The organism is Flavonifractor sp. An4 (genome assembly GCF_002161755.1).
GTDB lineage: Bacteria > Bacillota > Clostridia > Oscillospirales > Oscillospiraceae > Flavonifractor > Flavonifractor avicola.
On the sequence record NZ_NFIL01000001.1, the window covers coordinates 174,688 to 192,288 of the forward strand.

Annotated in this window: 16 protein-coding genes and 1 tRNA gene; 11 read left to right on the top strand and 6 right to left on the bottom strand. The window is 56.0% G+C overall.

Features of this window, described 5'->3' with window-relative positions; all coding sequences use genetic code 11:
- Positions 1 to 3,285, top strand: a complete 3,285-nt coding sequence (locus B5F94_RS00750; protein WP_087326646.1) for a DEAD/DEAH box helicase family protein — start codon at positions 1 to 3, stop codon at positions 3,283 to 3,285.
- 6 nt (positions 3,286 to 3,291) lie between these two features.
- Here B5F94_RS00750 and B5F94_RS00755 read toward each other — a convergent pair whose 3' ends face one another.
- Complete coding sequence (locus B5F94_RS00755; protein ID WP_087326649.1) at positions 3,292 to 4,437, bottom strand: DUF6076 domain-containing protein; 1,146 nt, start codon at positions 4,435 to 4,437, stop codon at positions 3,292 to 3,294.
- Positions 4,438 to 4,594: 157 nt separating this feature from the next.
- Here B5F94_RS00755 and B5F94_RS00760 point away from each other — a divergent pair, with 157 nt between their 5' ends.
- From B5F94_RS00760 to B5F94_RS00780, 5 genes are all read left to right on the top strand, one after another.
- Positions 4,595 to 4,825, top strand: coding sequence for a helix-turn-helix domain-containing protein (locus B5F94_RS00760; protein WP_196057913.1), 231 nt, complete (start codon positions 4,595 to 4,597; stop codon positions 4,823 to 4,825).
- On the top strand, positions 4,815 to 5,858 hold the full coding sequence (locus B5F94_RS00765) for an AAA family ATPase (RefSeq protein WP_087326655.1): 1,044 nt from the start codon (positions 4,815 to 4,817) through the stop codon (positions 5,856 to 5,858). Before B5F94_RS00760 ends, B5F94_RS00765 begins: the two co-directional genes overlap by 11 nt.
- Positions 5,859 to 6,048: 190 nt before the next feature.
- Positions 6,049 to 6,252 carry a plasmid mobilization protein gene (locus B5F94_RS00770; RefSeq protein WP_087326658.1) on the top strand — a complete coding sequence of 68 codons (204 nt, stop codon included), beginning with the start codon at positions 6,049 to 6,051 and terminating at the stop codon, positions 6,250 to 6,252.
- A 225-nt stretch (positions 6,253 to 6,477) separates the two neighbouring features.
- Positions 6,478 to 6,645: a helix-turn-helix domain-containing protein gene (locus tag B5F94_RS00775; RefSeq protein WP_087326660.1), complete on the top strand. Its 168-nt coding sequence runs from the start codon at positions 6,478 to 6,480 to the stop codon at positions 6,643 to 6,645.
- 147 nt (positions 6,646 to 6,792) lie between these two features.
- Positions 6,793 to 8,079, top strand: a complete 1,287-nt coding sequence (locus tag B5F94_RS00780) for a tyrosine-type recombinase/integrase (RefSeq protein WP_164474956.1) — start codon at positions 6,793 to 6,795, stop codon at positions 8,077 to 8,079.
- A 40-nt stretch (positions 8,080 to 8,119) separates the two neighbouring features.
- Here B5F94_RS00780 and B5F94_RS00785 read toward each other — a convergent pair.
- Positions 8,120 to 8,213: transfer RNA gene (locus B5F94_RS00785), tRNA-Ser, on the bottom strand.
- Positions 8,214 to 9,023: 810 nt separating this feature from the next.
- On the opposite strand from B5F94_RS00785, the gene B5F94_RS00790 reads away from it, so the two are divergent.
- Together B5F94_RS00790 and B5F94_RS00795 are read left to right on the top strand one after the other, a co-directional pair.
- On the top strand, positions 9,024 to 9,593 hold the full coding sequence (locus B5F94_RS00790) for a xanthine phosphoribosyltransferase (RefSeq protein WP_087326663.1): 570 nt from the start codon (positions 9,024 to 9,026) through the stop codon (positions 9,591 to 9,593).
- Positions 9,594 to 9,603: 10 nt separating this feature from the next.
- Positions 9,604 to 9,993: a PaaI family thioesterase gene (locus tag B5F94_RS00795; protein WP_087189409.1), complete on the top strand. Its 390-nt coding sequence runs from the start codon at positions 9,604 to 9,606 to the stop codon at positions 9,991 to 9,993.
- Positions 9,994 to 10,025: 32 nt separating this feature from the next.
- Here B5F94_RS00795 and ytvI read toward each other — a convergent pair whose 3' ends face one another.
- On the bottom strand, positions 10,026 to 11,108 hold the full coding sequence (ytvI, locus tag B5F94_RS00800; protein WP_087326666.1) for a sporulation integral membrane protein YtvI: 1,083 nt from the start codon (positions 11,106 to 11,108) through the stop codon (positions 10,026 to 10,028).
- 174 nt (positions 11,109 to 11,282) lie between these two features.
- Between ytvI and B5F94_RS00805 the strand changes: the two genes are divergently transcribed.
- Genes B5F94_RS00805 through B5F94_RS00815 form a run of 3 tightly spaced genes read left to right on the top strand, consistent with a single transcriptional unit; the run spans position 11,283 to position 14,238 of the window.
- Positions 11,283 to 11,723 (top strand): ACT domain-containing protein, encoded by a 441-nt coding sequence (locus tag B5F94_RS00805; protein WP_087189411.1) that lies wholly within the window; start codon positions 11,283 to 11,285, stop codon positions 11,721 to 11,723.
- A gap of 27 nt (positions 11,724 to 11,750) precedes the next feature.
- Entirely contained in the window at positions 11,751 to 12,962 is a 1,212-nt protein-coding gene (locus B5F94_RS00810) for a homoserine dehydrogenase (RefSeq protein ID WP_087265528.1), read from the top strand.
- A 52-nt stretch (positions 12,963 to 13,014) separates the two neighbouring features.
- Positions 13,015 to 14,238, top strand: coding sequence for an aspartate kinase (locus tag B5F94_RS00815; RefSeq protein ID WP_087189413.1), 1,224 nt, complete (start codon positions 13,015 to 13,017; stop codon positions 14,236 to 14,238).
- 53 nt (positions 14,239 to 14,291) lie between these two features.
- Here the strand turns inward: B5F94_RS00815 and B5F94_RS00820 are convergent, their stop codons facing one another.
- From B5F94_RS00820 to B5F94_RS00830, 3 genes are all read right to left on the bottom strand, one after another.
- Entirely contained in the window at positions 14,292 to 15,632 is a 1,341-nt protein-coding gene (locus tag B5F94_RS00820) for an MATE family efflux transporter (RefSeq protein ID WP_087265530.1), read from the bottom strand.
- A 98-nt stretch (positions 15,633 to 15,730) separates the two neighbouring features.
- A complete protein-coding gene (locus B5F94_RS00825) occupies positions 15,731 to 16,294 on the bottom strand; it encodes a GNAT family N-acetyltransferase (protein WP_087265533.1) in 564 nt (187 codons plus the stop codon).
- A complete protein-coding gene (locus B5F94_RS00830) occupies positions 16,287 to 17,597 on the bottom strand; it encodes a 2-hydroxyacyl-CoA dehydratase (protein WP_087326667.1) in 1,311 nt (436 codons plus the stop codon). The genes B5F94_RS00825 and B5F94_RS00830 overlap by 8 nt, the downstream gene beginning before the upstream one ends.
- Positions 17,598 to 17,601: the final 4 nt, after the last annotated feature.

Sequence of the window (17,601 nt, forward strand, 5' to 3'; positions counted from 1 at the left end):
ATGACCAACTTCGATTTTCTCCTTTCCGACCCCCAATTTATTACATTCGGAGAGGTGGCTGTCTCAGCGGAAAAAATCTATGCCATCGACCCGGCGGCCTGTGTACTGAACTGCCGCCGGTGTATGGAGTTTGCCGTCAAATGGATGTACTCCGTGGACGGCGGGTTGGTCATGCCCTACGACGATAGGCTTGCCAGCCTGATGGACAGCGAGGACTTCCGGGCCATTGTGGACCGGGACCTGTGGCAGCGCCTGAAGTACATCCGCCAGACGGGCAACGACGCCGCCCACAAGGCAAAGAAGATCACGCCGGCCCAGGCCAGGCTATGCCTGGAAAACCTCTGGTACTTCATGGACTTTGTGGCCTGCTGCTACGGCGCCACCTACACCCCCGGAGCATTTGACCCGGCCCTGCCGGAGGGGCAGACTGCTGCCCCGGCTCCCGCTCCTGCGCCCGAGGTGGATCTGGCCGCCCTCATGGCAGAAAATGAGGCCCTGCGGGCAGAACTCACCGCTCGCCGGGAGGCCCAACAGCCCAGTTACACCCCCAAGCCCCTGGACCTCTCCGAGTATGAGACCCGCAAGCTCTACATCGACGCCATGCTCACCGAGGCGGGCTGGACCGAGGGGAAGGACTGGATCAATGAGGTGGAGCTGCCCGGTATGCCCAACAAGAGCGAGGTGGGCTATGCCGACTATGTGCTCTATGACGATACCCACCGTCCTCTGGCCGTCATCGAGGCCAAGCGCACCTGTGCGGACCCGGCCAAGGGCCGCCAGCAGGCCAAGCTGTATGCCGATCTGCTGGAGCAGCAGTATGGCCGCCGCCCGGTGATCTTCCTCACTAACGGCTTTGATACCCGCCTGAACGACGGGGCCTACCCGGAGCGCCGGGTGGCCGCTTTCTACTCCAAGCGGGACCTGGAGAAGCTCTTTAACCTCCGGGCCATGCGGACAAGCCTCAAGTACATCCAGGTGGATCACAACATTGCAGGCCGCTACTATCAGGAGGGGGCCATCAAGGCCACCTGCCAGGCCTTTCAGGCCAACCGCCGGAAGGCCCTGCTGGTCATGGCCACCGGCTCCGGCAAGACTCGTACGGTCATCGCTCTGGTGAAGGTACTGCTCTTGCACGGCTGGGTGAAAAACATTCTCTTTCTGGCCGACCGAAACTCCCTGGTCACCCAGGCTAAGCGCAGCTTTGTGAACCTGCTGCCCGATCTGTCAGTAACCAATCTGTGCGAGGAGAAGGACAACTATACCGCCCACTGCGTCTTTTCCACCTATCAAACCATGATGAACTGCATCGATTCGGTGGAGGACGGGGAGGGAAAGCTGTTCACTGTGGGCCACTTTGACCTGGTGATCTGTGACGAGGCCCACCGCTCCATTTACAACAAGTATCGGGACATTTTCAACTATTTTGACGCGCCCCTGGTGGGCCTCACCGCCACCCCCAAGGACGAAATCGACAAGAACACCTATGAAGTCTTTGAACTTGAGAGCGGCGTACCCACTTACGGCTACGAGCTGGCCCAGGCGGTAAAGGACGGCTTTTTGGTGGACTTCCTCACCGTGGAGAGCAAGCTGAAATTCCTGGAGGAGGGCATCTCCTACGCCGACCTGTCCGAGGAGGAGAAGGCGGAGTACGAGGCCACCTTCACCGACGAGAACGGGGAGCTGCCCGAACGGATCGAGTCCTCCGCCCTCAATGAGTGGCTGTTCAATGAGGACACTATCCGCAAGGCGCTCTATCTTCTCATGGAAAACGGCCTGAAAATCGACTACGGGGAGAAGCTGGGCAAGACCATCATCTTCGCCAAGAACCACCGCCATGCGGAGAAAATTCTGGAGGTGTTCGGCAAGGAGTACCCCCATCTGTCTGGTTACGCCAAGGTCATCGACAACTACATGACCTACGCCCAGAGTGCCATCGACGAATTCTCCGACCCGAAAAAGCTGCCCCAGATTGCCATCTCCGTGGACATGCTGGACACTGGCATCGATGTGCCCGAGGTGCTGAACCTGGTGTTCTTCAAGAAGGTCATGAGCAAGGCGAAATTCTGGCAGATGATCGGCCGGGGTACCCGTTTGTGTCCGGGGTTGATAGACGGGGAGGACAAGACCAAGTTCTACATCTTCGACCTGTGCGGCAACTTTGAGTTCTTCCGCATGAATAAAGGAAAGGCCACCGCCAACCAGATGGCCCTGCAAAGCGCCATCTTCTACCTGAAAGCCCAGATCGTCTACAAGCTCCAGGATCTGGCCTACCAGACCGAGGAACTGATCCCCTTCCGGGAGAAGCTGGTGGACGAAATGCTCTCCAAGGTACAGCAGCTGGACCGGGAGAACTTCGCCGTGCGGCAGCACCTGCGGTATGTGGAGAAGTTTGCTGACCCGGCCAGCTACCAGACCCTCAGCTATGAAGATACCCTCTACTTACGGGACGAGGTGGCCCCCCTGCTCCAGCCGGACATGGACGAGGCCAGCGCCGTGCGGTTCGATGCGCTGATGTACGGCATTGAGCTGGCCTATCTGGTGGGCAAGACCTACAAGAAAGCCCGGAAGGACTTGGTGAAAAAGGTTAGCGGCGTGGCCAGCGTGGCCAACATCCCGGAAATCCGGGCGCAATCGGAACTCATCGAGAAGATCCTGCACACAGACTACCTGGACAACGCAGGGATCAATGAGTTCGAGCATATCCGGGAGTGCCTGCGGAACCTGATGAAGTATCTGCCCCACGACGGCGCCATTTACAACACCAACTTTACAGATGATATCCTCTCCGTGGAGTGGAAGGAGTCGGAGCTGGAGAACGACGACCTGAAGAACTACAAGGCCAAAGCGGAGTTCTACGTGCGCCAGCATCAGGACAAGCCCGCCATTGCCAAGCTGCGCTCCAATGTGCCGCTGACGGCGGAGGATGTGAAAGAACTGGAGACCATTCTCTGGAGCGAGGTGGGCACCAAACAGGACTACGAGGCGGAGATCGGTCAAAAGCCGCTGGGAGAGTTCGTCCGGGAGATCGTAGGCATGGACATGAACGCCGCCAAGGAGGCCTTTGCACAGTACTTAAACGATGTCAATCTGGACAGCAGACAGATTTACTTTGTCAATCAGATCGTGGAGTACATCGTCCACAACGGCGTGATGAAAGACCTGTCCGTCCTCCAGGATCCACCCTTCACTGATCAGGGCAGCATCGTGGAGATTTTCACAGACCTGGCCCTGTGGGCTGGAATCAAGAGCGTCATCGACCGGATCAACGCCAATGCGGCGGCATAGATAACATCATTTTATCCCCAACAGCTCAGATGTGGACCGGTCAAACTTTTCCTGAAACTCAGCAAAGGTGATGTCCCCTGCTTCCACTTGCTCCATAAGTTCTTTTCCATACAGCTGCACCTCATTGTACCGGCGCATAATATTGGGGTACTGCTCCTTCCTCCGTTGGGCGGCAGTCTGTATCCGGTTGCACACCTTCCGATAGAGCTTTTTGGCCGCATCCTGATTGACGGCTTGCTGGTGTTTGGAGGTGGCCCCAACCTGTTTGCACGTCTTCCCGTTGGTGCCTTCCACCACCCGGTCACAGTAGCAGTTGACCACCGAGTAGGGACGGAAATAGCGGCCACAGTAGGCGCAGCGGCGCAGAGGGATCTCATTGGCACAGAGCATCTCAAACTCCCATACGGTCAATGCGGCCAACTGATCCGTGGCCATATAGGTATGTCCCTCCAGCTTTTCCTTTGCCGGAACAGTATCCGTCCCTCCGTCATACCGGTATATTTTGTGGTTTCTGGAGATATAAAAGCGGGGCGAAAGCGCCTGATAACTGCTTTCCACCAGATTGCGATAGAGCAGATTCTGTCGCTGCAGCGTAAAGTAGGCGCGCAGGATACTCCCCTGGTTGTCCTCTTCCCTGCTCATAACTTCATCCAGCAGGGGTGCAAGCTGACTCTGACACATTTGCAGCTGCGCAAAAATCTTGACCACATCATTCAGCCATTGCCGCAGGAAGACTGGCGAAATACTTACTTCCTCATACTCTGCATCCGTTCCGTCCAGGACCTGGAGGTAAGCAAGTTCCTCCTTCCGCAGCTTCCACGGTTCCTCCGGGTGGAAGGCACAGCACAGCCGGTTACGCAGCTGCTGTTCCACCAGAAGTTTTAACAATGGATGCCGGGGAGACAGGCTGCTCTTCAGCTCGCGATACCATGCGGCCACGCGCTGTCCATAGTCCATACCCTTTATAAAGCCCAAACCAGACTGAGGCAACTCCTCTCCACCGAGGAGTGCCTCAGCTTTTTTTATCTGATCGCCCCAATCCACATCCAAAAAGACCATCATCCACATCCCAAGGTTGCTTTCCACCACAGAAGAGTCGTTCTGATACACGTACTCCCGATCATTTTCCAAGCTCATTTCAAAATACGGCATGGTATCTCCTCCATTCCACAGCGTGGGAAACGATTGTACACACAAATACTTTACCACGCATTGACAGGGGCGGCAACACAAAATATGCTGAATGTGGGAAACGAAATATGATCATTTTAATTTTCCACATTTCTCTTGATGCAAAGGAGGCATTTTTGTGAAGAAATCAGAACTTAGGGACCTCTACCACATGATGTTTCCGGACTATCCGGACATTGTGACCGTGGCTCAGCTCCAGAAAATGCTGGGCATCAGCCGCCACCTGGCCTACGACCTGATCAATGACGGCCATCTGGCTGGCATGAAAATCGGCAACTCCTTCAAGATTCCCAAGGTCAGCGTCATTCGCTATGTGATGGAGCAGGAGGCGCAGGATCATGCTGGTTGAGAAGATTCAGTACATGGATGCGGACACCCTGTTGACCAGTCCATTGCAGCGTCCCTTCTTCGTGGTGGAGGGGCTGATTCCTCAGGGGCTGAATACCCTGTGCGGTTCCCCCAAAATCGGCAAGAGCTGGCTGATGCTGTGGCTGGCATTGCAGGTGGCGCGGGGAGAACCCCTGTGGGAATTTGCCACCCATCGCTGTGACGTGCTCTACCTGTGTCTGGAGGATACTTACGCACGGATTCAAAGCCGTTTGCAGCAGCTGACCGAGGAGGCACCAGAAACCCTACGTTTTTCAGTGCTGTGTCAGCGGCTGGGCAGCGGCTTGCAGGAACAGCTGGAGGATTTTTTGAGGGACTATCCCCAGACCCGTCTGGTCATCATCGACACTCTGCAAAAGGTGCGGGATGGCACGGTCAACAGGGGCAGTATGTATGCCAGCGACTACGGCGACATGGCCGCCCTTAAGGCCATTGCAGACCGCCATAACCTCTGCATGATCCTGGTCCATCATCTGCGCAAGCTCACCGACAGCGCAGACCCCTTTAACGAGGTGTCCGGGTCCACAGCCCTGATGGGGGCGGCAGACACCACATACCTGCTGAAAAAGAGCAACCGGGCCGAAGAAGAAGCGATTCTCCTGGCAACCGGACGGGACATTGAGTATCAGCAGCTCGTCCTCCGTTTCGAGAACTACCGCTGGACGCTGGTAGAGCGAAAGGATTCCGCTGCGGTTCAGCGGGACGATGTGCCGCCGTTTCTTTTCCGGCTGGTGGAGTTTGTCAAAGCACAGGGCGGTTATGAGGGAAGCGCCACGGCGCTTTTGAAGCAGATGGGCGAAACAGAGGTTACGCCCAATGCGGTGACCCGGTATATCGTGCGTCACTGGGAGCGGGTTCTGGTTCCGGCAAACATCTGCTATTCCACCCGGCGAACAGCCTCTGAGCGCATTCTCCGCCTGACCCTCACCTATGACAGCAATGACGCAAATGACAGAAATCCCGCCATAGAGAAAGAGCTGTCACAGCCGTCATAACCGTCATGCTGGTCAACGTAGCCCAGACGGCCCAGGGCACCCCGTGAAGGGGTGTCCTGAAGGGCAGCAGGGCACCCCGTGAAGGGGTGTCCTGAAGGGCAGCGAGCATAGGCTTTGTGTTGCCCACCAAAGCCGGCGGCAGCAGCCGAGAGGGGCTGTGCCCCTATGACCCCCAAAAAAGGAGAACGATATGAGAAAACGAACGTATGGCATTAACGTGCGGGTATCCAAAGAGGAAAAAGAGCGGCTGGAGCGGATGGCGAGGCGGTGCGGCATTTCCCTCTCCGCCTACCTGAGAAGACTGGGTATGGGGGAAGATCTTTCCGCTCCCCACCCCATGGAACGCTTCGGGAACTTGAAACAGGGGGTGGACCGTGGGGATCACCAAAATTAAGGCAGTCAAGGACAGCCTGAGTCGTATCGTAGGCTAAAGTCGCTTCAACCGTTCGGATATAATACTGACGATAGGTGGAGTCCCAGTACCTTGACAACCGCATACTCATTCATCAGTAACATCCCCCCTTTCCAGCTCGAAGAGCTAAAGCCGATTCAGGGGCCGCGCCATGATATACGGACATGATGAGCAGATCCCACCTGATTAAAAGACTACCCGGATGTGATGGACATTGGTCAAATGTGTGAGGCGCTTGGCGTCAGTACAAAAACCGGGTACAAGTTACTTAAAGATGGGAAAATTGAGTACCTGAAAATTGGACGGGCTTACCGCATCCCCAAAGCCCACATTCTTCGTTATTTGAAAATCACCTGCTCCACTTTTGCGGAGTAGCAGGCTATGGTGTCGATCTTCACCGGATAGACGCAGAAAGTTAACAATTCTGACGCGGATTTACCTGGAGTTTTGTTCTGTCCGATGATACAATAAAGGTGTCATTGGTAGGTGAACTCAATACCGCAAAAGGAGGAACAGATCAGTATGCCAGCGGTACACCTGCAAGAAAACAGCAAACTAATCTCCGGCCATGTGGCCGAGAAAAAAGGGTATCTCTATTGGGTTCTAAACCTTACCGATGAGAATGGTAAGAGAAAGCCCAAATGGATTCCCACCCATAAGAAAGTCAAGGGCAATAAGACCTGGGCAAACAATATGCTTCCCACCATCCGAAAGGAATGGACGGAAAAGCTGCTTCAGGAGGCTACGGCCTCACAGCAGTCGGCTTCTCCGTCTGGCCCGTCATCCGCAGCGATTTCCTTTGTGGATTTCCTGTACCAGTGGCTTGAGTACAAGTACAAGTCTGCTACCGGACGGGTGATGGACAGCAAGCCCATTGAACTCTCGACCTATTCGGGATACGAACAACAGCTTAACAACCCCATCGCCCCGTATTTCCGAGAGCATCCTGTCGCCCTTTGTGACCTTACCAAACAAGATATTCTCGCTTTTTATGAGAAAGAATTGGAACGGGTCAAGCCGACCACCGTTAAACATTACCACGCTCTGATTCATGGGGCGTTGAATTATGCGGTTGACAAAAATCTGATTCCAAACAATCCGGCTGACCGGATTATCATTTCCAAGCCTGAACCCTTCAAGGGTGACTACTACCTGGATTCGGAAGTCCTGAATCTGTTTGAAGTCATCAAGGGGCATAAGATCGAACTGGTAGTTCTTCTGACTGCTTTTTACGGCCTGCGCCGCAGTGAAGTTATCGGTCTGAAATGGAGTGCCTTTGACTTCAACCATAACTGCTTCTCCATCCGGCATACGGTAACAACTTGCAATGTAAAGGGAGAACGGGTCACGATTAAGAAGGACAAGGCAAAAAACAAATCCAGTTTGCGGACTTATCCATTGATTCCTTTTTTGAAAGAGCGGTTGCTGGAGGCCAAGAAACAGCAGGAAGAAAATCGCAAGCTGTGCGGGCGTTCCTACAACAAAGAATATCTGGGATATGTCTGTGTCGATGTGATCGGCAATCTTATTAAACCCAACTATGTGTCCTCGACCTTTGGGAAGTTGCTTGCCAAGAACAATTTAAGGCACATTCGTTTCCACGATCTTCGCCATACCTGTGCCTCGCTTTTGCTGGCCAACGGTGTTCCGATGGAACAGGTAAAGGAGTGGCTGGGACACAGTGAGATCTCGACAACGGTGGATATTTACGGGCATCTGCAATATGCCACGAAAAAACAATCCGCCGCAGCCATTGAGCAGGACATTGTGGCGCCCATGCTACAAAACCTATCGGCGGTTTCTCCATAAAAAGGAAAGAGGTCTACCAGCTTTTCGCTGGCAGACCTCATGGCGGAGATGGAGAGATTCGAACTCTCGCGCCGGTTTTGAGCCGACCTACCGCATTTCGAGTGCGGACCCTTCAACCGCTTGGGTACATCTCCAAATTTATGTTATATCCCTGGTCCCGACCCGCCGACCAATTCAGCCGGTGGAAATCGGGAAGAACAACAGGATAGAACAAGCAACATTATTCAATTTGAACTCGGCTGGAACCCGCATGGTTCCAAGGGTTTCAGCCGTTTGGCACTCCGCATAGGAAACCTGATTTCGAATCATTACACCAACTTGGATGATGACGGTAAATCAGGGACGATAGCGGTAACTACGGAACCCCAAAACACACCTCTCAAAGTGGCCGTCAGATGGCTGCTCTCATTATAGCCATTTTCCCGCAAAATTCAAGCCGTGGAAATTGGGAAGAACAACAGGATAGAACAGACCCCAATTCACGATTTGAACTTGCCCGCAAACCCGCATGGTTACTGGCTTTTCGGCAGTTTGGACTTCCAAAGTGGAAACATGATTTCGAGTGCGGACCCTTCAACCACTTGGGTACATCTCCAAATCGCTCACTCCCACAGGCGCTCCATCCTCATTCAGGAGAGAATTGGAGAGAACTGTTGGAGAGAACTGCACAGGGATAAGTGAGTAAAAAGACTGGAAACAGTTGAAAATCAGTAACTTCTCGCGGACAAAACGGCCTAAGCCCCCATCCATTTCGAGTCAGCCCCGTTATGACCACTTCGATACCGCTGCATTTCTAAATTCACTTCGCCAACACTATCTGGTTTGGCGCCGTAATATATAAGATACCTCATTTTTGTTCGCTTGTCAATATTGCAGCCAGGTATGAAATAAGATATAATCAGTGCTGTATGTAAGCAACCTGGCAATATATGCAGGAGGAGATCATGGAAGAACTAAAACGACGCATACTCAGCGAAGCGATCGTGGGAGAAGGCGACATTATCCATGTGGATATGTTCCTCAACCACTGCATGGATATGGAATTGATGGAGCGCATGGGCGCCACCCTTGCCAAGCGATACCGCGGTCAGCACATTACAAAAGTACTGACAGCGGAAAGTTCCGGAATCGCCCTTGCCTGCTTTACCGCCCGGGCGCTGGGTGTGCCGGTGATCTACGCCAAAAAATTTCAAACCGGATACATCGATCCTGACGTTTACTCTGCGGACACCCACTCCTTTTCTCTGGACAAGTCCTACACCCTGCGGGTATCCAAGAAATATCTGACCGAAGAGGATCAGGTTCTGTTGGTCGACGACATCCTCTCTAACGGACAGACCATGCTCAGCCTTCTGGAGCTGATATCCAAAGCGGGTGGAGAAGTCGCCGGTGTGGGCGTTGCTATCGAAAAGTCCATGCGGGAGGGCGGCCGTGTCCTGCGTCGGATGGGAATCCGGGTCGAAGCCCTGGCCACTGTACAGGCCATTGAGCACGGTCAAATCATTCTAGCATAAGGAGACCCCCATGGAAAACACCACCAACGCACTTTTGCCTAACGCATTTGCACTTTTCAACGGCATTCATTCCAGCTCTTCCGGTCCAGACCACGGCGAGTCTGTACTCACGTTGGGACCAGACAGCCTGAATCCTTACGGCCTGCTTCATGGCGGTGCCTATTATACGATGGCTGACAGCGCCTGCGGAACCGCCTGCCGTACCGATGGAAGAAATTACGTCACCCTGCACGGGGGCCTGAATTTCATCCGTTCCGCCCGCAGCGGTACCGTGACCGCCCGGGCCGTGGTCCGGCACCGGGGCCGCAGTACCTGTCAGGCTGATGTTGAAATCACAGATGAAAGCGGAGCTCTGCTGGCTACCGGTGATTTCACCTTCTTCTGCATCGGGCAGCGCTGAGTTCTTTATGACAAGGCGTGCAAGGGACGGCTTCAAGGCCGTCCCTCTTTCTTATCCATCACCACATCCCGGTCCAGCCAGATCTGCCAGGCAATCATAGTCAGTACCGGCATTAGGATCATACCTGCCACACCAAAGGTCTGAAATCCCACATACATACTGACCAGCGACACTAGGGGCGGCAACCCGATGCGCTTCCCCAGCAAGCGTGGTTCCAGCGCCCCCCGAACCAGTGTGACCACTCCATAAAGAAGGAGCAGCCCCAGACCTAAGGGTGTCCTTCCTGCCAACAGAGAAACCAGACTCCAGGGCAGCAACACTACTCCGCTTCCGAAAATGGGCAGTGCATCCACCAGGGCAATCATCCCAGCCAGCAGCAGTGCCGGCTCCACCCGCAGCACCAAAAGGCCTACAGAGAGTTCTCCAAAGGTAAGGAGGATGAGAATTCCCTGGGCCCGCAGCCAACTGCCTGCCGCTCCGGACGCTGCCCGCCGCCAGCGTTTCATCCGTTCCTGCCACGCCGTCGGCAGCTGTTGGGCAGCCGCTTGCAGACCGGGGCGGCCTGCCATGAGGAAATAAGTCGCCAGGAAGGCAGTAAACAGAAACAGCCCTGCGGCCGGCAGCGCAGTCAGCAGTCCGCCCGCCCCTTCTGCCAGGGTCTCCCCTGCCCAGGACGGAAATGCCAGAATGCCCCGGACTGCTTCTTCCACCGCTTGTCTGGCCGGCTCCCTCAGTTCCGCAGGCAGCGCCACAAAAAGGCGATAAAGCCATACCTCCGCCTGTTCTGCCCAGCCATTCAACTCTGTCAACAGCCCCGGCAGCCGTCCCAGCAACCCCATCAGCTCATACCACAGCCTCCAGGCCAGCAATGCCGCAAGGCCTCCTGCCGCTCCCGCCGTAGCCAGCACACATAGGGCAGCCGCCCACCGGCGGGGCAACCGCAGGGACCGGATAAGCCAACCCACAACCGGTTCCAACAGCCATGCCAGCACCACGGCCACCAAAAAGGGCGCCAACCAGGGCAATACCCACCGTGCGCCCGCCCAAACCGCCGCCAAAACCAGTCCGATCCACAACAGGCGGATCACACGCCGCAGGTACCTGTCCTCCCTCATAAAGACGCCCTCCTTCCGAATTATGTATAATATGACGAAAATCTCGCCAAAAATCTGGAAGATATCGGCGCGTCAGAAAAACTTGGCCCTTGCAGCCAAGACTTTATTGTGCTAAAATGGGCTCCAATACAAGAACAAATGCTTTTCTGTCACGGACAAGAGGAGGTCCATAGAATGGGCAAGGCACCAGCCTATTTCATTGTAGAGGCCAGCGCGCTGCCTGAGGTGTTTCTGAAGGTGGCGGAAGCCAAGCGTCTGCTGGAAACCGGCGAGGCCGGAGCAGTCAATCAGGCCGTACGCCGGGTCGGGATCAGCCGTAGCGCCTTTTATAAGTATAAGGATGCGGTCCGGCCGTTCAACGATATGCTCCACGGACGAATCGTCACCTTTCAGATCGTACTGAAGGATGAGCCGGGCGTATTGTCCGCGGTCCTGAATATCTTTGCCATCACCGGCGGAAATATTCTAACCATCAACCAGGCCATCCCGGTCAGCGGCTGTGCGGCAGTAACCATTGGCGCCGAGACCTCCGGTCTTCAGATCTCCATGGAGGAGCTGCTGGAGCGGCTGCTGAAGGTGGAAGGCGTCCTGCGCAGCGAAGTAATATCAGGGTAATACCCTTTGGAGTAAGGAGGCATTGTAATGGTGAACGTAGCGATCCTGGGTTTCGGCGTGGTAGGCTCCGGTGTGGCGGAGGTCCTGGCCACCAACGGCCCTCACATTGATAAAAAGGTGGACGATCTGATTCGCCTGAAGTATATTCTGGACGTACGGGACTTCCCCGACAGTCCCTTTGCCGACAAGGTCATCCACGATTTCAGTATCATCGAGAACGACCCCGAGGTCAACATTGTGGTGGAGACCATCGGAGGCGCCAAGGTAGCCCTGGACTTCACCCGCCGGGCTCTGGCCGCCGGAAAGAGCGTTGTCACCTCCAACAAGGAGCTGGTGGCCGAGCACGGCTGTGAGCTGCTCAAGCTGGCCCAGGAGAAGGGCGTCAGCTATCTGTTTGAGGCCAGCGTAGGTGGCGGTATCCCCATTATCCGCCCCCTGAACCAGTGTCTGGCCGCCAATGAGATCGAGGAGATTGCCGGCATCCTCAACGGCACCACCAACTATATCCTGACCCGGATGATCCGGGCCGGTCTCAGCTTTGATGCCGCTTTGAAAGAAGCCCAGCAAAACGGCTACGCCGAACAGGATCCCACCGCCGACATCGAAGGTCACGACGCCTGTCGCAAGATCTGCATCCTCTCCTCCCTTTCTTTTGGCCGGCACGTCTATCCCAGCCAAGTGCCCACCGAGGGCATTACCGGCGTCACGCTGGCCGATGTGGCCTATGCCGACGCCTGCGGCAAGAAGATCAAACTGCTGGGCCGCGCCATCCGTCGCCCCGATGGAAAGGTGTGCGCCTTTGTGGCTCCCCACCTGGTAGATGTGGAGAATCCTCTGTCCGGCGTGGAGGATGTGTTCAACGCCATCGCCGTCAAGGGCAACGCCATCGGCGATGTCATGTTCTACGGCCGGGGCGCCGGTAAGCTTCCCACTGCCTCCGCCGTGGTGGCCGACGTCATTGATGCCGCCCGCCATAAGGACGCCAAGAAACGGATGGTATGGGCCGAGGGCGGCGACGATGTGGCCGTTCCCCCCACCGACCTGGAAAGCGTTTGGTATGTCCGGGTGGAGGGCACGCTGGAGGCCGTGAAGGCTGCCTTCCCCGACTGTGCTCTGCTGCCCCGTGCCGGAGCACCGGAAAATGAATTTGCTTTCCTGACACCGTCCATGACCCGTTCCGCACTGGACAGCCAGCTGGCGGGGCTCAAGCCCTGCTCTGTGTTCCGTGTGCTGGACTGAGCGCATAGGATATCGTAAGAGATTTCACCTGATTTAGGGGGTACAAACGCCAATGGGACTCATTGTACAAAAATTCGGCGGCAGCTCCGTGGCTGATGCAGACCGCATCCGCAACGTGGCCCGCATCATCACCGAGACCTACCGCCGGGGCCACAGTGTTGTGGCCGTGCTTTCCGCCCAGGGGGACACCACCGACGACCTGATCGCCAAGGCCGCCGAGATCAACCCCAACGGCTCCAAGCGAGAGATGGATATGCTTCTCTCTACCGGCGAACAGATCTCCTGCTCTCTGTGCGCCATGGCCATCGAGGCCATGGGCTATCCTGTCATCTCTCTGACGGGCTGGCAGGCCGGATTCCGCACCAACTCCGTCTACGGAGACGCCCGCATCAAGCGGCTGGACACCGAGCGTGTATTGGCTGAGCTGGATAAGAAGGCCATCGTCATCGTCACCGGCTTCCAGGGTCTGAACAAGTACGACGACATCACCACGCTGGGCCGGGGCGGTTCCGACACCTCCGCCGTGGCCCTGGCTGCTGCCCTCCGCGCTGATCTGTGCCAGATCTACACCGATGTGGACGGCGTGTTCACCGCCGATCCCCGCCATGTGGCCGGCGCCTTCCAGCTGGAAGAGATCACCTATGATGAAATGCTGGAACTGGCTACTCTGGGCGCTCAGGTCCTGCACAATCGCTCGGTGGAAATGGCCAAACGCTACAGCGTCAATCTGGAGGTTCTCTCCAGCTTCTCCGGCAAGCCCGGCACCAAAGTCAAGGAGGTTGCAAAAACCATGGAAAAAATGCACGTCAGCGGGGTGGCCTGCGACAAGAACGTGGCCCGTCTGGCCGTTGTGGGGCTGGCCGACCAGCCCGGTATCGCCTTTAAGATCTTCTCTCTGCTGGCAAAAGAGAAGGTGAACGTGGATATTATCCTTCAGTCCATCGGCCGCAACAACACCAAGGACATCAGCTTTACCGTGGGCAAGCAGGATATGGATCGCTCCAAGGAGATTCTGGAGGCCCACAAGGGTGCGCTGGGCTTTGACCATATCGACGTCAATGATTCCATTGCCAAGGTCTCCATTGTGGGCGCCGGTATGATCCATAACCCCGGCGTGGCCGCCAAGATGTTCGAGGCTCTGTATAACGCCGGGATCAATATCAATATGATCTCCACCAGCGAGATCAAGGTATCCGTCCTGGTGGATCTGCCTGAGGCGGATCGGGCCGTGCAGGTCATCCACGACCGTTTCTTCCATGAGTTTGGCGGTAACTGATCGTTCATACAATAAAAAATGCTGGCCCGCGCATTTGCGCGGGCCAGCATTTTTTATTGCAATACGGATATTTTTTTGTGATAGACCACCCGATAGAGCAGCAGCGCCACTCCGCAGGAAATCACCTCTGCCACCAAAAAGGCCAGCCATATCAGATCCGTGTATAGCCAGCCGAAGGCCAGCGCCGCCGGAAAGAGCAAAATCACCTGCCGCAGCAAAGAAATCAGCAGACTGGCGTTGGCAGATCCCAGGGCCTGCAGCGCAGAACACAGGATAATGGAAATGCCGGCAAACAGGAAGGAGAGCGCAACCATACGAAGGGCCACCGCACCAGCCGCCAGCAGCTCACCGTCGGCGTCAAACAGAGTCATCAGCGGTCCAGCCAGGAAAATCAGGAACAAGGTCCCCACACCCATAATGATTACCGTCAGCACCATAGCAAAGCGCACCGTGCCGGTGATGCGCTCCTTGCTCTTGGCGCCGTAGTTAAAACTGACGATGGGCACCAAGGCATTGTTCATGCCGTACAGCGGCATAAAGATAAAGGACTGGATCTTGTAATAAGCACCCAGGATAAAGACGCCAAAGGGAGTAAACAGGCGCAGGATCAGGTTCATGCCAACGTTCATAACGCTGGACAGCGACTGCATGACAATGGCAGGAAAGCCCACCTTGAACATAATACGAATGATCTCCCCGTTGGGCCGGAAGCCCCGGAAAGAGAGTTTCACCACCTTGCTGCGCCGCACCATCCAGAAGCTGGCCACCAGGCCCACAATTTGACCCAGAACGGTAGCCAAAGCGGCCCCCGCAACCTCCAGCCGCGGGAAGGGGCCGATGCCGAATATGAACAGCGGGTCCAGAATCAGGTTGACCACCGCCCCGATACCCTGAATAATCATGGGCCCCACGGTATCTCCTGTGGCCTGCAGGGTACGTTCGCCGGCAAATTGCATACACACACCGATGGAGAGGCCGGTGACAATGGAGAGGTACTGCACTCCATATTCAATCTGTTGAGGCACATCTGAGAACAGGCACAGGAAAGGCCGGGCAAAACCAACTCCCAGGATCAGAAAGACCAGCCAGCAGACAAAGTAGACAAAATAGCCGTTGGCCGCCACCTGATCGGCCTCCGCCTGCCGCCGCTCCCCCAGTCTGCGTGCCAGCAGCGCGTTGAAGCCCACACCTACGCCTACACATACCGAGATCATCAGTGTCTGCACCGGATATACCAGCGCCAGCGCTTCAAAACCGTCTCGGCTCAGGTTGGCCACAAAAAGGCTGTCCACCAGATTATACAGGGCCTGGATCAGCATGGACAGCATCATGGGCCAGGACATATTGATCAGCAACCGGCGTACCGGCATCACCGCCATCTTGTTCTCTTCCACCCAAATTCCTCCAATGATTCTCTTTCTGTAAAAATCGGGGCGTGCTGACGCACGCCCCGATCTATTCTCCTCCAGCGGCGTGGCAGCCCGCTGGATACTTATAAAGTTTTGATATACCGCAAATCATTGCACACCATATCATGAGGAAAGGGCACCTTTTGAATGGTGCCGTCCCATGCAAAGCCGTGCCGCTCATAGAACCGGCGGGCCCCTTCATTCTCCTTCAGAACAAACAGCGTACAGCCTGGATAGCTCGCCTCTTTCAGGCGACGAGCCGCCTCCTCCAGAAGCAATCCTCCATACCCGCAACCGGTTCTGGCAGGCTCAACGTAAAGGGAAATCACCTCACCCCATCCGCTGTAGTTGGAGGAATCAATTACCAATCCTTCGCTTTGGCGGGGACTGGGGCCGCTGCGGACGGGGCCGTAATTACAACACCCTACAGGAATATCATTTTCGTAAAGCAAAAGCCCTTTGCATCTCTTGGTGGCGTAGTCTTCCCGGAAAAACGGAATCCAATGCTCCTCCGTGATGACCTCGCTCAGGTAGTCCTCCGGCACAAAGCCCGGATAGGCCGCCCTCCAGCCTCTGCAATGGATGGCACTCATGGCGGCAAAATGCACTTCTGAGCAGGCATCTACAAATCGCAGGGGATCAGACATGGACCTCTTCCCCTGCCATCTCGGGCTCCTGCTGAGCCGCCTGCCGGGCCAGAGCCCGGGCGTTGGCCAGCATCAGCTTGATGCGGTTCTCCTGGTTGATCTTGGTGGCACCTGGGTCGTAGTCAATGGCCACAATGTTGGAGTTGGGATAGTCGTCCTTCAGCTTGCGGATCATGCCCTTACCCACGATGTGGTTGGGCAAGCAGCCGAAAGGCTGGGTGCAAACGATGTTGGGGGTGCCGGAGTGGATGAGCTCCAGCATCTCGGCGGTAAGCAGCCACCCCTCCCCCATCTTGTTGCCCTCGCCCAGATAGCCCTTGATGAGCCGGCGCAGATCCTGGAAGGTACCGGGGGCACGGAAGCCGCCTCGCTTCATGGCATCAATCATGGCCCGCTGGCACTTCTCAATGTAGTGGCGCAGGGCGGCGCAGGCGGCCTTTTTGGCCAGCTTCCCGCCGTAGATATCCACGTCCACTTCCCGGTTATAAATCTTGAAGATGATAAAGTCGGTGAGGCCGGGCACCACCGGCTCCGCCCCCTCGGAGAGGAGGAACTGCTCCAGATTGTTGTTGCCCAGGGGGGAGTATTTGATGTAGATCTCCCCCACCACGCCTACCCGGACCTTGGGCTCGCCCTGTACCGGGATGGCCTTGAAGGCGGCCACGATGTGGTCGAAGTTCTCCACCATGCTCTTGAAGGACAGGCCCTTGCCCTTTTCCATCTCCTCCAGCAGGTGGTTCTCCACCTCCTCGATGGTGCGCTCGGTTTGGCCCTCCTCCACCTCGTAGGGGCGGACCTGGTTGGCCGACTGGACGATGATATCGCCATACATCAGGCCGAAGATGGCCTTGCGGATGATGTCCAGATTGAGCTTGAAGCCGGGGTTGTGCTCCAGGCCGGACAGGTTCAGGGAGATGACGGGGATATACTCCAGCCCCGCCTTCACCAGAGCCTTGCGCAGCAGGTGGATGTAGTTGGAGGCCCGGCAGCCGCCGCCGGTCTGGGTGATGAGCAGGGCCACCTTGTGGGGGTCGTACTTGCCGCTCTTCACTGCGTCAATGAGCTGGCCGATGACCAGCAGGGCGGGGTAGCAGGTGTCGTTGTGGACGTACTTGAGCCCCTCGTCCACGATGTTGCGGTGGTTGGTGGTGAGCATCTCCAGCTTATAGCCCTCCCGCTCGATAATCCGGGCGATCAGGCCGAAGTGAACGGGCAGCATGGTGGGAAAGAGGATGGTATACTCCTCCTTCATCTCCTTGGTGAACAGCAGCCGCCCCGTCTTGTCATAAATCAGTTCTGCCATAGTA

Bases quoted from the DNA above. Each gene is read 5' to 3' on its own strand.
- B5F94_RS00775 (WP_087326660.1), top strand. From the start codon at position 6,478: ATGGACATTGGTCAAATGTGTGAGGCGCTTGGCGTCAGTACAAAAACC.
- B5F94_RS00805 (WP_087189411.1), top strand. From the start codon at position 11,283: ATGGGCAAGGCACCAGCCTATTTCATTGTAGAGGCCAGCGCGCTGCCT.
- B5F94_RS00830 (WP_087326667.1), bottom strand. From the start codon at position 17,597: ATGGCAGAACTGATTTATGACAAGACGGGGCGGCTGCTGTTCACCAAG.
- B5F94_RS00780 (WP_164474956.1), top strand. From the start codon at position 6,793: ATGCCAGCGGTACACCTGCAAGAAAACAGCAAACTAATCTCCGGCCAT.
- B5F94_RS00790 (WP_087326663.1), top strand. From the start codon at position 9,024: ATGGAAGAACTAAAACGACGCATACTCAGCGAAGCGATCGTGGGAGAA.
- B5F94_RS00765 (WP_087326655.1), top strand. From the start codon at position 4,815: ATGCTGGTTGAGAAGATTCAGTACATGGATGCGGACACCCTGTTGACC.
- B5F94_RS00795 (WP_087189409.1), top strand. From the start codon at position 9,604: ATGGAAAACACCACCAACGCACTTTTGCCTAACGCATTTGCACTTTTC.
- B5F94_RS00770 (WP_087326658.1), top strand. From the start codon at position 6,049: ATGAGAAAACGAACGTATGGCATTAACGTGCGGGTATCCAAAGAGGAA.
- B5F94_RS00815 (WP_087189413.1), top strand. From the start codon at position 13,015: ATGGGACTCATTGTACAAAAATTCGGCGGCAGCTCCGTGGCTGATGCA.
- B5F94_RS00810 (WP_087265528.1), top strand. From the start codon at position 11,751: ATGGTGAACGTAGCGATCCTGGGTTTCGGCGTGGTAGGCTCCGGTGTG.
- B5F94_RS00825 (WP_087265533.1), bottom strand. From the start codon at position 16,294: ATGTCTGATCCCCTGCGATTTGTAGATGCCTGCTCAGAAGTGCATTTT.
- B5F94_RS00750 (WP_087326646.1), top strand. From the start codon at position 1: ATGACCAACTTCGATTTTCTCCTTTCCGACCCCCAATTTATTACATTC.
- ytvI (WP_087326666.1), bottom strand. From the start codon at position 11,108: ATGAGGGAGGACAGGTACCTGCGGCGTGTGATCCGCCTGTTGTGGATC.
- B5F94_RS00755 (WP_087326649.1), bottom strand. From the start codon at position 4,437: ATGCCGTATTTTGAAATGAGCTTGGAAAATGATCGGGAGTACGTGTAT.